The organism is Bifidobacterium sp. LH_730 (assembly GCF_056355835.1).
Genome location: NZ_JBKETB010000002.1, coordinates 1 through 13672 on the forward strand (window position 1 = coordinate 1; position 13672 = coordinate 13672).

Genomic DNA, 13672 nt, shown 5'->3' on the forward strand with positions numbered 1-13672 from the left:
CGAGCGGTTCAAGACCGAGCTGGACGCGTACATCGTCCACTGGAACACCAAACGACGCCAGATACGACTCGAGGGACACACCCCGGAGGAATACCGGAACATGTCCCTCGCAGCCCGACCCCCGTATCCTAATAAACAACGTCCAACAAACAGGGCGCAGTTCAGAAAGGGAGGCCTTGATTGTTTCCGCGGACTTATGTATTACTCGCGGTCGAGACACATAAGATGCATTCGACACGCCGGAACGCGACACGCCGAAGAAGTCCCGCATATGAGAAAAGGCCCCTCCTCCAAGACGCACATGCCGACAGTCGTCGGAATCTGCGTGTCTTAGAAGAGGGGCGTGGCTCAGGATGCCGTGGCTATCTCCCGAATCTTCTGTCGCACTTCAGTGTTTGACAAGACGATCTTCAGCATGACCTCACTGATGAACAACTGCGCCGAGAGATCGCTGGACATCAGTCCTTGGATTATGTTCAGCGCGGCATTTTCGCCTTTGTCGTAGGACAAGGAGCTCACGATGTCCTCGGATCGGATGAATCCAAGGCCGTCCTTGTATCCGCCGTTAACCGCATACAGCGTGGTCTGGTTGTTGACGTACTCATCATAAGCCGCATTGAAAGCCTTGACCCCGCCGAGCGTGGTCTCAGTGGCTATCGGAAGCTCATAGTCGGAAGCCCCCCCCCGATACGGGACTGGTGTTCAGCACGCTCATCGATTGTCTCCGATCTTGGCGGCCACCCTGTCGGCGATGGCATCCAACTGCGCGTTCGTCAGTTCGATGCGCGCGACCGGGTTGAGGGGCACGGTGGTGTCGTTGTCCTTCATCCCGACGAGGCGTTTGAGCATGAGCATGGTGCGGTAGGTGCGGCTGTTGTTCCAGTCGCGCTCCGTCTTCTCGTTGTTCAGGATCGCCAGCGTCTTGTTGGCGGCCGCGTCGGTTCCCTGAACGCGGTCGCGCATGAGGGTCCCGTTTTGGTTGAAGTTCCAGACCGCTTGCGCGATCTCCTGTGCAGAGGGCATGTCCTCTCCTTCCAATAGTTCGTTCGCCCGTGCGATGACGCGGTCCACGGGCAGGCCGTTGATGGTGTTGTCGGGGCAGCCGTAGTGGTCGGTCCCGGGGATCTCCCTGTGCAGATAGATGTTGCCGTTCAATCCGTCGTGCCACAGGCGGCCGAGGTTGTGGCGGCGGCTGATGTCCGCGCACAGGCGTGCGGAGGCCTCGACCTCCTCGTCGGTGACGGGGATCGACGCGAGGCCTCCGGCGTGTTCGATGGTCACGCCGGAGCAGTCGGACGCCATGTTCGCGTCGGCCCACGAGCCGTTGTCCTCGTCGACCCATTGCAGGACGGTGCCGTCCGTGCCTACCCCGTAGTGGCTGGCGGCGCGGAACGACGCCTGTTGGAAACACGAGTCGGTGCCCCACAGGCTGCCGACCATGATGTGCAGGGTGATGTGGTCCACCGTGTACCCGTTGCGCCCCTGGTAGTGGTTGGGGCTGCCCCTCCAGATGGCCTGCGCGTATCCGCTCATAGGGCCTCACCCGCCTGCGGGGCCGGCTCCTCGCCCTCGATGGGGGCGGCGACCGGCTCGGGTTCGCCCTCCGACGCGATGCTTTCGTGGACGGCGCCGCTGGCGGTGGCGACGATCTGCCGCTTTCCGGCGGTCATGCCCAACGGCAGCGCGCCGGTCTCGCGCAACGCGGCCGTGAGCTGCTGGCCGGCGAGGGCAGCGTCGTCGGTGCTGCGCACGAGGCTGGCCGCGCCCATGGTGTCCGTCTTGCCGCTCGACGCGATGGACGTGAGCACGGATAGGATCATCGCCATCAGGGTGACGGACAGCAGGTTGAGCCAGTCGACCTGTAGGATGCCGACTGCCCCGGTGCCGATGGTGGCGACCGCGACCTGCGCTCCCGTCTTGACGGCACGCTCCAAAGCGTCCTTCCAGAAATCGGCGGATGCGAGCGCCCAACTGGTGGTTTCCTTATGATCGGCCATATTGGCTTCCTTTCTCCGGGTATGCGAAGACCCCGCCGGCTGTCGCCGTGCGGGACCTTGATGTCTCGGAATGTTCGGTTAGTTTTCTTGGTTTGGTTTGATGTGGGCTTCGCGGATGTCCTCGATCATCGAGGTGCCGACCCCGTTGCCGCCGAGCGCGTGGTAGGACGTGTAGATGGCCTCCGCGTCGCGTTTGCGCGCGGTCGGGCACACGCCGTCGTCGCGCACCATGTCCTCGTGGATCGCCTGCAATTTGAGGAAGAGAAGCAGGCGGAGGCCGGCGCGTTCGGGGTTGGCTTTGTCGAGCCTGTTGAGCAGCCAGGGGACGAGGGCTCCGAAGCCGCCGGAGCCGATGACCGCGACCACGAGGAAAGCCCACACGGGCATGTTTCCGCTCATCAACTCGCCTCCCCGGTCCCCAGTCGGACGATCATCCAACGGCTTCCGCTGAACGTGCCGCCCTCCTTCGTGGTCTGCCATGCCCATTCGATCGTGTTGCCTTTCTTGAGGCTGACGGTCATGAAGCCGGTGCAGGATTGGGCGCCGCCGCTGGTGCTTCCGTCGCCGCCCACGGCGATGGTGCATTGGGAGCCCATCGTCTTGCCTCCGGCCGTGCATAGCACGGAGCAGGATGTGGTGCCGTTGCCGGGCGCTCCTCCCAGTCGTCCTTCCCATAGGATCAGGTAGTAGCCATCCTCGGGCACGTTCGTGGATGCCATGATCGCTTTGTCGGTCAGCGTGTTGTTGAAATCAAGCGACCCGGATTTGAACACGAGGTCGTTCTTCTCCGTGGATGGCGTTTCCTCCCCGCCACCGCCGCCTCCAGTGCCGCCGGAGTCCTTCTTCTGGAACGTGGCGTCTGCGAGTTCCTTCGTGTAATAGCTCGTGAGCTTCTGATCGACCTGCGTGCGCGTGTAATAGTCCGACATGTCGGGGGCGTCCGGCTGGATGCTGGACAGGGCGCCGTTCTCGTCGAACACCATGTTGTCGCCCAAGCGCACGTTCATGGTACCGTCGGCGGAAACGCTCACGCCCTTGCCGGGCTTGACCACACCGGTCTTGTCCGCCGTGGCGACCGGGATCTCCTGTTTGAGGACGCTGAGCACGCCGTCGGCAGTCACGGACAAACCGTCCCCAACGATCACACCACCCAATGTGCTGGTGGTGGCGGGCGGCAGCACGTATCCGTCCGCGCCGGCCTGCACGATGCCGGCGCCGTCAAAGTAGATGATGCCGCGGGATTGCATCTGCTGCCATGAGTCCATGTCGAACAGGCCGACCTTGAGCACCGTCAACGGCTTTCCGTCGGCCGGCACATGCAGGCGCGCCTGCTCGGGCTTGTCCATGCGCACGACCATCGCGTGCGCATACCCGGTCTTGCCTCCGCGCAGCCACACGAGCCGACTGTTGTCGGCCATGCCAATGCTGGAACCACCCACGGGATCGAGCCCGTCGGCCGGCTGGGTGAGCACCACGCCAACGCAATCCATGTCAGGCTGCCCGTACCACGGATTCACGTATCCGTCTGTCTGCCCGGTGTTCAATGTGAGCACCAGGCCTGTGCCCGTGGAGCGTTTCTGCTGGTCGACTCCGGTCGCGGACGCGAACACGTCGGTCAGCCGTGGGTCCGTGACGAGATTCGTGGCGATGACCTTCTCTTCGATGTCTTCTGCCATATGCGCGTTCCTCCCTTAAGCGACCTTGACGATCCCGTAGCGGCCGTTGGTGATGCTTCCGCCGCTTTTGGTCGTCTCGTATTTGAAACTGATCGAAGCGCCGCTCGACAATGTGGTCATGGCGAATCCGGAGCATGTCTGCGCGCCGCCGCTGGTGCTGCCGTCACCGCCCACGGCGACCGCACACTGAGCCTGATACGTGCCGCTGCCGGCATGGCAGATGATGGAGCATGACGTGCTGCCGTTGCCTGGCAGGCTTCCCAACCGGGCGTTCCAGAAAATCAGATAGGTGCCGGCGCCGCCGCCTGCGCTGGCGCTGCCAAGCGTGGAGCCGTTGCTCAGCGAGCCGGACAGCGAGCCGCTTCGCGTCCACAGAGTCATCTCCGGCGTCTCCTGTTTCGGCACGTTGATCGTCAGCGTGCCCGAGTCCGCGTCGAACGAACCGTATCCGCTGCCGCTAGAACTGGTGTTGACGACGACGCTGGTGATGTTCGCTCCCGGATCGCCTTTCTCACCGGTCTCGCCCTTCGGGCCGATGGCGGGAATGCCGATGGTGAGCACGCCGTCGGTCAGGTCGGCGGTCGCGTTCTGGCCTCCGCCGATGGTCTTGGCGACGACCCGTTGCACGCCCGCGGGACCTGTCTCGCCTCGTTCGCCGTCCTTGCCGGCGGCGCCAGTGTCGCCTTTGGGTCCCTGCGGGCCCTTGAGGTTGACGTTGCTGATTTGCGTGACGTTCACGCTGTTCGACGCGACGCCGGTCACGCGCCAGATGTCGCCCTGCGAGTCCAATAGGAAGTCTCCGACGTTTTTGGCGAGGTCGGTGGGGTACATGTGGTCCAATGCGACGGTCGAACCGGCGTTCACGTCAAGGTCGGTGACGAACCATCCGTTGCCTCGCACGCCTTGCGCGCCTCTGATGGTCGCCAATAGGGTTCCGACGGTGACGTTCGACTCGGTGACCGTGGTGACCTTGTAGCATCGTCCGTCCACGCCCATGAGCGTGTCGCCCACGGTGATGCCTTCCGGCGCGGAGATGTCGGTCAGGTTCACGCTGGCGTTCGGTTCTATCGCCTTGAGTCCCGTGTAGAAGCCGCGTCCCTGTGGGCCGACGAGTTCGCCCGCGTCATCCCACTGCTTGCTGGTGTTGTTCCACACCCAGAAATGCTTGGTGTCGGCGGTGATGTACGCGTAGTTCGTCAGACCCATCGCGGGTAGGTTCGCTTGGGATGCGACGACTCCCTGCAACTGGTATCCCTGCCCGGCGTCTCCCTTGGCTCCCTTGTCTCCGCGCGGCACGCCCAATGCGAGCGTCCCGTCGATCAGGGTGATGGTCGCGTCAGCGCCGGCCGCCAGCGTGCTGACGGAAACGTGCTCCACGCCTGCGGGTCCGCGTTCGCCGGTCGGGCCGGCGGGCCCTAGCGGGATGCCGAGAATCAGCGTGGTCCCGTCGATGGTGGACGTGGCCGGCAGACCGGTGTCCAACGTGTGGGATTCGACCTTGGTGATTCCCGGTGTTCCCGGATCGCCCTTCGGGCCGGCGACGCCCACGTCAACCCGGTCATGCATTTCGATTTCCATAAGAAAGCTCCTTGGATATGCGAACGCCCACCGGCAAACCGCCGGTGGGCGTTCATGGGGAGATGAAGAATTATCGAGTGATTTGGGTCAGCCTGCGCGCCAGTAACCCCATGCGACTTCCTGCACTTCGCCGCTTGATAGGTCGGGCATGGTGGAAAGCAGGCTTGTTGACGCATCCTGCGCGCCGCTCCATCTGACGGTCAACGCGTCGCCATCGGGCTGGCTGGCGACGATCCGCCACACGCCGCTGCGCCGAGCCTTCCATTCGACGCCGCTCGTATCCGACGGCTTCAATTCGGGGAACGCGACGCCCTGCGCACTGCGATCCGTCACGTCCTTGTCGAGCCACAACTGGCCTTGCGCTCCATACACTTGCAGGCGCATGGTCCACGCGGTCAGGTCGACCGGTTCGCTCACCCCGTTGGCCTGGCGCGTCCAGCGGATGCGCCAACGGAAGCTCGTTCCCAACGCGAAGCTGATGTCGCCGCGTCCCACGGCGTTCGTTATCACAGCCATGTCACAACTCCTTGATCGGTTGATTGGGCGCGCAATTGGCGTATCTTGCCGACGGTCTGGTAGGCGGCGCTGGCCGACGGGCTGCTGGCCTTGCGGGTCATGCGCGCCCACGAGGCCATGCGCCGTTTCATCGCCAGCACCGGGTCGGCCGTGCCTGCCCTGACGCCTTGCACGCCCTCCCCGCACACGCGGGCCTGTAGGTCGAGCCATTGCGAATCGGTGGAGCCTGATATGTCGGTGATGATCAGGCCGAGCATCGTGTCGTCCCACGAGCCGTCGGACTTATATCCGTGCACGTACTGGTCCTTGACGCGCAGATGCACGCGGTCTCCCACCATCGGATTGAACGAGGGCGGGCATTGCAGCTTGTATGTGCGGTCGTCCCTCGACGCGGCGAGTGTGTCCTTGGCGAACGAATGCAACGCGGCCAACGACCCGTCCGTGGATTGGGATGCGTCGCCGTATTGGGCGAGGGGGAAGCCGTTGGACTCAAGGTCGATGCTGTCCGCGCGGGTCAAGAGCACCTTGTCGTCGTTCTTGCCGCCCGACGCCCACACCTGCGTGTAGGTCGCGCCTCCGCCTGAGATGCCCGTGAATCTGACCGGCTGGTCGGGCAATAGGGTGTTCCAGTCGAACGTGTGCGTGGACACGCCGTCCAACGCCCATCGTTGGCGCCAACGGAAACGTCCGTCCACGATCTCCGGGTCGAATCTGAGCTGCCCGCCCTTGTCTCGCTCCAACAGGTCCGCGAATGCGTCGGACAGTCGGGTCAGGTCCCAGCCGGTCCATTCCGCGTATTCGCCCCCGTACAGGTTCTGGGCGGGCATGGCGACGATGGGCAGGCTCCCCCATTTCTGCGTCTCCAATATGAGGCCGCGGATGATATCGCCCACTGTGCCTTGGAAACCCAATGACCATTCGGGGCCGGGATTGTCGTCGTCCACGACAATCTCGCCATCCACCTGACGGTCACGCAGACGTGCATCCAAGGCAAGCCGCCAGTCGAACATGCTCCACCCATCCCCGCACGACACCGATAGAGTGCCCGTCTGCGGGTCCCAGTCGGGCGGGCTCAGCACGGGGCCGGCGTGGATGATCCGCTCACCGTCCATCAGACAGATAAGTGCCTTGGTCTCCACTATCAGGCCATCCGGGTCGAGCGTGGAGTACTCGCTGTTCAACGGTATCGTCACGCTCATTGACCCGGCCGCGTTCCACGTCTCCTGCCAGCTGGCCTGCGACAACGGGAGGCGCGCAAGCCATGTGCCGTGGCGCATGTCGTAGAGCTCGCATCTCACAACCATGCCGGCCTCGCCTCCACCCACATAGTGCTGTTCAACGTGGCGGTCGCGTACACGTCCATGCCTTTCGGCGGTATGGGGAACGCATTGTCCGACGTGACCGTGCCCGTCGGGGGCATGAGCTTGCGGAAGTCCAGTTCCACGCTGGTGGCCGTGGCATCCGGGTCCTGCCAGTTGACGTCATGCCCCTGCCCGTCGGACACGTTCACGAAGCCGACGCCGTTCGGGTTCTCCACGACGACGACGGGCCATGTGGGCGCGTTGCCCTCGTTCTCCACGTACACGCTGTTGCCCGACATCATGTAGGCAACCGGGTCCCCGTACTTATAAGGGTCCGGGCAGGTGATCGTCAACGTGAACCTGACCGTCTGATCGTCCCGGGTGACCTGCGTCTGCGGGTCATCCGACAGGAAGCCCGTCACCGCGCGCTTGCCCGAAGACGCGATCCGATTGACCGTCAACGGCACGCCCATCAATGCGTTCACACGGTCCACGGTCTCCTCGACCTCAAGCGTGGAACGGCCGGCCCACCCGCATTCCAACGTGAGCACCCTCGTGCCCTGGTTGAATTGTGCTGGCATGTACGCGCCGGCCATGTTCACCCGGCTCACGGTCTCGTCCCGTGGCGCCGGGGTTCCGCTCCACCCCTGGTACGAGTAGAGACGGAACCCCAATGTGGCCCAACCCCAGTTCTCCTCGCGCAGCACGATGCTGTCCGACGGGCTGATGACCTCGAATCTCATGTCACACTCCTTCGAACACGCGGCGCATACGCGTCTCCACCATGCGCGCCACCAACTCGGGATCGTTCGCGTTCACCTGGAAGTTCTGCGTCACGTTCGGCGCACTGACCGTCCTGCTTGCGTAGGAGCGTTGCGTGTTCAACGTCTGTCGCGTCGAACGCGCTATCTCCTGCATGCTGGTTGCCGACATGCGTGCGCTGGCTGCCAATGCCTGCGATTCGGCACGGAACTTCGAATCCGTGGACACGGGTATGTCGCCATAGGCGTTCAGATGATCGAGGAATCCCCTGCCGTACTTCGCGTCGAGCCGCGCCACGCTTGCCGCGCGGATCACGTGCTCGCCGTTGGAAAGCATCGTGGGGATGGAGTCGCTTGTCCATGTTCCTGGTCCAGAGATCCGGCCTCCGGAAGCCTTGTAGCCGTCTTTGAATGGACCGTGTTGTTCCTGCGTTTTCATGATGTGGGTCTCGATGAAATTGCGGTAGAACGTGGCGGTGACGGACACCGACTTAGACTGAACGCTGTCAATGGCCGCCTTCAACGCCTGCACGGCCGGCAGGCCCGACGTGCTAGCCGAGATCGCGGACTTCCATTTCTGCGGGATGGCCTTGACGGCCTTCTCGGCTTCATTGGCGGTGACGATTCCATTGCCGTCCGCGTCGATGGAAGTGAACCATTTCGGCGGCACCGCGTTGACGGCGATGCTAGCTTCGTCTGCGAACGCATTGGTGTTGCCGGTCGCGTTCAGGAACGACAGCCATTCGGTCGGGATGGCGTACACGGCGTTCTTGGAATCGTTCGCCAAATACACGGTGTTGCCGTCCGCGCTCAACTTGGTCGTCCAACCGGTGGGCACGTTCCTCACGGCCTGCATCGCGGAATTGGCTTGGCCGGTCACGTTGTCGATGCAGTCGAGGACCCACTGGATCTGCTTGTCAGACAGGTTCAGCTCCGACAAGGATTCGCGCACTGTCTGCATGCGTTCCTCGGCGGTGCCGTTGCCGTTGAGCAGCCATTCGAACGTCTTCGGCTCCATGCCCAGTTTCTCTAGGTTCTTAGCGACGTTCTTCGTCTTCCATTCGGCGTCGCCATCCGCGTTCAACAGGAGCTTGACCATGCGCGTGTCCGCGCCATGAGTGAGCAGGTCGAACACGGTCTGCAATTGCGTGATGCTGGTTATGGCGCCGCTGGTCACGGCGTCGAACACCATCTTGCGTTGCGCTGAACCTTTCTTACCAGCCGGAAACTTGTCCTCGATAAGCGTGAAGTACTGCAACGTGTCGAGCTTGGCCTGCTCGGTGTCTGCTTGGAACATCGTCTTGATGCTCTCCGGCGTCGTCAGATACGTGTCGGCCAACTGTTCGACCTGACCCTGCAAGCCGGGTATCTGGCTCGCGGTCTGCTCGAACTGTCCGCGCAACTCCTTCTGCTTGGCGATGACCTCCTCCTGCGGCTTGCCGGCATCGATCATCGCATCGATGTACGAGTTCGCGCTGGAAGCCAACTGGGTGAGGGTGCTCGCCGCGGCGGCGCCGGCGGTGCTGGTGTAGTCGAAGTCGTCGGCCTGCTCATCCCACACGGGGGCGCCCTGGTCGATGAGCTGCTGGATGTTCTGGATCTGGTCGGCCATGCCCGAATACATGGAGTTGTATTGGATCGCCGCTTGAGCGTATTGGATGCTCGCGGCGCTGGCATTGTTCTGCTCGCGTGTAAGCATTTGCAACGCCTGCGCGTGGTTCTGCTCCAACTGGGTCTTCGACTGGATCTTCGCGGCGATCAGATCGGTCGCCGTGCCCTCATCCCACAGGGATTGCACGTAGCCATCCCTGATGCCGTTCTCGTCGGCGGTGGCTTTGAGCTCGTCCAGCGTGGCGTTCTTGGCGTCCTCCAACGCCTGACGCTGTTTGACCAGCGCGCTGGTGTTGGTTTGGATGCCGATGACTCCGTTCATGGCCTGACCGGTCAGTTCGGCCATTGCCTCGCTGGTGGGGGTCAGCTTCTTGAGCATCTTCTCATACGAGTCTTTGCCGCCGGCGACGGCCTTGCTCATAGCGTTGATGGACACGCCGGTCTTGGCTGACGCGTCCTTCACGCTGTCGAAGCCGGTGGTCAGGTCGCTCATCCAATTCCAGCCGGTCTCGCCGAACCTGGAATCAGACAACGCGGATTTGACCGCCGAGCCAACCGCGCCCAGCGAGGACGCCGTTTCCTTGGATACGGAGGCGATGCCCTCGATGCTTGATCTGATGTTGTTGGATGCGACCTGTGTGGCCTGGGCTTTCGACTGGTAGTCGCTGATGGCCGACGAGATGGCCGTGAACCCGGCCATGATCGCTACTCCCCAGCCGCCGCCGAACGCGCCAAGGATGCCGGAGCCGACCGTCTTGGCGACGCCCCCGACCTTCGACAATGCGCCACTGGTCTTGCCGGCCTTGGCCGCTACCTCATCCCAACTTCCCGCGGCCTTCGTGTTCACGGCCACGAGACCTGACATGGCGCTCTTCGTCTGCGCGACGTTACGCGCGGTCACGCCCATGCCACCGGACAAGGCGCCGCCGATCTGACCGTTCTTGACGGCCATCATCGCCTGTGCCAACTCGCGGAAGCTCATCGACGTGGCTTCGGCCTGCACGCCCAACTGGGCCAGCATCGACTTGTATTGCAAGGTCTGTTGGATGTTTGCCACCATGCCCTGCTTCAAGCTAGTGATGCCACTGGTCCATGTCTTGCCGAACGTGGCCCACAAGCCAACCATCGCCTGAACCGGCGCCGGCAACGCGTTGAACGCGTCGGCGACGGCCTTGGTGGCCGTGGCGATGGCCTGGATCGTCGGCGAGGCGGCGCGCAGCGTGCTGCCGAACACCGAGCCGAACGTGCTCGACAAGCTACCGGCCATGCTCAACAGGCTGCTGAACATGGGGCCGGCCTCGCCGATCGCGTCGAACGCGCTTTGGAAGCCCTCGCGCAAACCGGTGCTGAACCGGCTGATACCCGGCTCCGCCCCAGCCAACGCCTGACTGATGTTCGACACGACCGAAGCTGCGATCTCGCCGCCGTCACCCAACGCTTGGCTGATGGTGTCGCGCATGTTGTACGCGTCATCCCCAAGCTGGTCGAATATGCCACGGAACGAGGATTGTGCCGACTGGGCGCCCTCACGCCAAGTCCGTAATGTTTCCTGGAACTTGAACGAGTTGACCGCGCGATCAGCCCGATCCAGCGCTTCGGAGAAGCCTTGCAGGCCGTTCTCGCCTTCGGCGAACGCGCCGAACACGCCGGTCGTGATGCCGATCAGCGAGCCGAGCGAGTCCTTCAGGTATCCGCCTTGCTCGGCGGCCTCCCGCAGACCCTCCTGAATCTGACCGGTGTCGGCCATCTCGCGCACCCAGTCGGCCCACGAGTCCGCGTTCCGGCTGAACCATTCGGCCATGTCCGGCAGAACGTCACTGCCCGCGTCACCCAAGTCGAGGAACGCACGCATCAACGACTGCATGCCGGGCACCATGCGCATCATGGCCTCATCGGTGTCGTCGAAGATGCGTTTGATCTTGCCGGCCTCGTTGGCCTGCTCGACCATCTCCATCATCCCGGCGACGACACGGCCCTCGGCGTAAGCCATGCCGGTCATGCCGGGCACCAGTTGGCCGGCTATCGCGTCGGCCATGCTGCGGAACGTCGGAGTCACATCCGTATAGAACGCGCCGATCAGTTGGTCGTACAGTTCACCGAGCTTTGTAGTGGCTAGGTCCACTGCGGTATAGAACGTGCCGCCCTTTTGACCCCATGCCTGTTTGAGGATGTAGAACGCGCTTCCCAGTCCGATGATCGCCGCCGGGGCGGCCGCGGCGGCCTTGCTCATCGTCAGGATGGAGGAGCCGATGCCGCCGATGGTTCCCGCGATGTTGACCGCGCCAGAGCCGAGCGAGCCAAGCACGCCCGAAAGGATGCCGATCCTCGGGATGAACTTGTCCAAGGAGTCCATCGTGTTGACGAGCTTCTGGAACTGGTTCTGCACCACTCCGATGCCCGACGAGCCGGACACCATGCCATTGACGATTCGGCCCAGATCTGAGCCCTTGAAGTTCGCGATGATGTCGACCGTGCGCGGCCTGGTGAACCACGCCAAATGCGCGGACGCCAGCGCGGTCTCGAGATCAAGGTCCATCTTGAACTCGTCGTTCTCACGCTTCCACTCGTCCAACTTGTCGTTGAGCTTCGTGAAATCGCCATCAACGTCAAGCTCGTACACGGCATCCAGGTCGCCGCGTTCCACACGGTCCTTGATCTTCGCGATCTCATCGCGGATGGACTCGCTCTGCAACCTGAACTCGACCGGCACGTCGACGCGCTGATGTTCCAGCATGTCGATGCGGCGCATGACCGCTTCCATGTTCGCGTCGAGGAAATCGACGATGACCTTCTTGCGGTTCGTCTCGTCGATGTTCTCCTGCAACGCGTCGATGTCGCCCAGCAGCTCCCCGTACCCGTGTTCGATGAAATCGATGTCGATGTTCTTGAGGCTTTCGCCCCGCTCCGCCATCCTGTCGATCTGGTCGAGGTATTTGCGCATCTGGTTGATGCGACGGTTCAGACTGGCGTCGGAGCCCAACGGCTGGGCTTTGCTGATGATCCGCTGCTGTTCGGTCAGCTGCTCGTTGATGGCTTGGATCTGCTTGAGGCTTTCCGCCCACGTCTGGCGTTGACGTTCCATCGCGCTGTTCGCGTCGTTGACGACGCCCGACAGCTCCTCCTGGACATCGAAGTAATCCTTGGCGCCGGCGACGAGACGCTTATAGCGTTCGCCGCTGATCCGGTACGTTTTGTTGATCTTGTTGACGTAGGCGTTGGTCGTGTTCAACGCCTTCGACAGCATGTCGTGCGCCTTCGCGTTGTCGCTCGCCGCGTCGAGCGAACGCCGTTGAGCGGCTTCCTCGACGCCGAGCCGACGGTTCAGATCGTTTGCGAACGAACCGGTCTGGCGCAATGTCTCGGCGAACGACTCGTAGGAGGAGCCGTCGCCCTCCATCTTGGCGATGCTTTTGTTCGTCTCGTCGATTGACTTTTTGATCTGATCCAGTTGCTTTGCGACGCCGGTGAACTCGATACGGCTGTACGCGTTCCTGAGCTGGTTGAGCCTGCCCTGGTTTTTGGCGAGGCTCGCCTGCGTCGAGTCAAGGCTTTCGCCCAATTCCTCGACCCGAGCGGAAAGACGATGGTACGTGTCCCAGTCCTCGGCTTCGCCGGCGTCGGCCATGGCCTTCGACAGGTCGTCGTAAGAGGCGCCGAGCTCATCGACCTTCCGTTGAAGATCGGTGACGGTCTTGGCACGTTCGCCGATGTTGTCGCGGATGCTCAGCAGCGTGCGTTGACGATAGGAAAGGTTCTCGTATTCCTCGCCGAGGTCGTTCAGCTTGTCCTTCAACGAGGCGAACTGCCGGTCCCAGTCGGCCACGGCAAGCTGTGGCATCTTGATCCTGCCGTCGCTGAAATGATCGAGCTTGCCTTTGCCTTCGTTGATTTTCTGGTTTAGGTCGCGGAGGAACCCGGCGTCATCGACCTTGAGGCGGACCTTCATGTCCTTGAGCGCGTCGCGGGCCTCTCGTTTCGCGTTGGCGATGCTTTTCTGCAGCGGGGACACGTCGCCTTTGACGTTGATGCTGATGCTCGACCCGTCGAGCCGTTCCAGCGTGGAATCGACCTTGCGGAAATCGGGGTCGCCGTTCACGTTGACCTTGAGGTCGTCGTTGGCGATGCGCGCGAGCTTGCGTTTGAGCTCATCCCATTTCTTCAATACAGGAACGACGTCGACTCCGACTTCTCCGGCGGAATACAGTTCGGCCATAGTCAACCTCCAGAAACGG

The 13672-nt window shown here is 62.7% G+C and carries 10 protein-coding genes and 1 pseudogene; 1 reads left to right on the forward strand and 10 read right to left on the reverse strand.

Annotation, left to right across the window (positions count from 1 at the left end; genetic code table 11):
• A pseudogene (locus AC1AUD_RS02540) lies at positions 1 to 115 on the forward strand (IS3 family transposase); the annotation flags it as partial.
• 233 nt (positions 116 to 348) lie between these two features.
• Here AC1AUD_RS02540 and AC1AUD_RS02545 read toward each other — a convergent pair.
• The 10 genes from AC1AUD_RS02545 to AC1AUD_RS02590 all read right to left on the reverse strand — a co-directional run bounded on the left by AC1AUD_RS02545 (position 349) and on the right by AC1AUD_RS02590 (position 13653).
• Positions 349 to 510: a hypothetical protein gene (locus AC1AUD_RS02545; RefSeq protein WP_476571789.1), complete on the reverse strand. Its 162-nt coding sequence runs from the start codon at positions 508 to 510 to the stop codon at positions 349 to 351.
• A gap of 201 nt (positions 511 to 711) precedes the next feature.
• Positions 712 to 1533: an N-acetylmuramoyl-L-alanine amidase gene (locus AC1AUD_RS02550; protein ID WP_476571791.1), complete on the reverse strand. Its 822-nt coding sequence runs from the start codon at positions 1531 to 1533 to the stop codon at positions 712 to 714.
• Positions 1530 to 1997, reverse strand: a complete 468-nt coding sequence (locus tag AC1AUD_RS02555; RefSeq protein ID WP_476571793.1) for a holin — start codon at positions 1995 to 1997, stop codon at positions 1530 to 1532. The genes AC1AUD_RS02550 and AC1AUD_RS02555 overlap by 4 nt, the downstream gene beginning before the upstream one ends.
• Before the next feature lie 78 nt (positions 1998 to 2075).
• Positions 2076 to 2396, reverse strand: coding sequence for a hypothetical protein (locus AC1AUD_RS02560; protein WP_476571795.1), 321 nt, complete (start codon positions 2394 to 2396; stop codon positions 2076 to 2078).
• A complete protein-coding gene (locus tag AC1AUD_RS02565) occupies positions 2396 to 3673 on the reverse strand; it encodes a hypothetical protein (protein WP_476571797.1) in 1278 nt (425 codons plus the stop codon). Before AC1AUD_RS02565 ends, AC1AUD_RS02560 begins: the two co-directional genes overlap by 1 nt.
• A 15-nt stretch (positions 3674 to 3688) precedes the next feature.
• On the reverse strand, positions 3689 to 5251 hold the full coding sequence (locus tag AC1AUD_RS02570) for a hypothetical protein (protein ID WP_476571799.1): 1563 nt from the start codon (positions 5249 to 5251) through the stop codon (positions 3689 to 3691).
• A gap of 87 nt (positions 5252 to 5338) precedes the next feature.
• A complete protein-coding gene (locus AC1AUD_RS02575; RefSeq protein WP_476571801.1) occupies positions 5339 to 5767 on the reverse strand; it encodes a hypothetical protein in 429 nt (142 codons plus the stop codon).
• Entirely contained in the window at positions 5758 to 7071 is a 1314-nt protein-coding gene (locus AC1AUD_RS02580) for a hypothetical protein (protein ID WP_476571803.1), read from the reverse strand. Before AC1AUD_RS02580 ends, AC1AUD_RS02575 begins: the two co-directional genes overlap by 10 nt.
• Positions 7062 to 7811 carry a phage tail family protein gene (locus AC1AUD_RS02585; protein ID WP_476571805.1) on the reverse strand — a complete coding sequence of 250 codons (750 nt, stop codon included), beginning with the start codon at positions 7809 to 7811 and terminating at the stop codon, positions 7062 to 7064. Before AC1AUD_RS02585 ends, AC1AUD_RS02580 begins: the two co-directional genes overlap by 10 nt.
• Before the next feature lies 1 nt (position 7812).
• A complete protein-coding gene (locus AC1AUD_RS02590; protein WP_476571807.1) occupies positions 7813 to 13653 on the reverse strand; it encodes a hypothetical protein in 5841 nt (1946 codons plus the stop codon).
• Positions 13654 to 13672 lie beyond the last annotated feature (19 nt).

Bases quoted from the DNA above. Each gene is read 5' to 3' on its own strand.
- AC1AUD_RS02550 (WP_476571791.1), bottom strand. From the start codon at position 1,533: ATGAGCGGATACGCGCAGGCCATCTGGAGGGGCAGCCCCAACCACTAC.
- AC1AUD_RS02555 (WP_476571793.1), bottom strand. From the start codon at position 1,997: ATGGCCGATCATAAGGAAACCACCAGTTGGGCGCTCGCATCCGCCGAT.
- AC1AUD_RS02560 (WP_476571795.1), bottom strand. From the start codon at position 2,396: ATGAGCGGAAACATGCCCGTGTGGGCTTTCCTCGTGGTCGCGGTCATC.
- AC1AUD_RS02565 (WP_476571797.1), bottom strand. From the start codon at position 3,673: ATGGCAGAAGACATCGAAGAGAAGGTCATCGCCACGAATCTCGTCACG.
- AC1AUD_RS02570 (WP_476571799.1), bottom strand. From the start codon at position 5,251: ATGGAAATCGAAATGCATGACCGGGTTGACGTGGGCGTCGCCGGCCCG.
- AC1AUD_RS02575 (WP_476571801.1), bottom strand. From the start codon at position 5,767: ATGGCTGTGATAACGAACGCCGTGGGACGCGGCGACATCAGCTTCGCG.
- AC1AUD_RS02580 (WP_476571803.1), bottom strand. From the start codon at position 7,071: ATGGTTGTGAGATGCGAGCTCTACGACATGCGCCACGGCACATGGCTT.
- AC1AUD_RS02585 (WP_476571805.1), bottom strand. From the start codon at position 7,811: ATGAGATTCGAGGTCATCAGCCCGTCGGACAGCATCGTGCTGCGCGAG.
- AC1AUD_RS02590 (WP_476571807.1), bottom strand. From the start codon at position 13,653: ATGGCCGAACTGTATTCCGCCGGAGAAGTCGGAGTCGACGTCGTTCCT.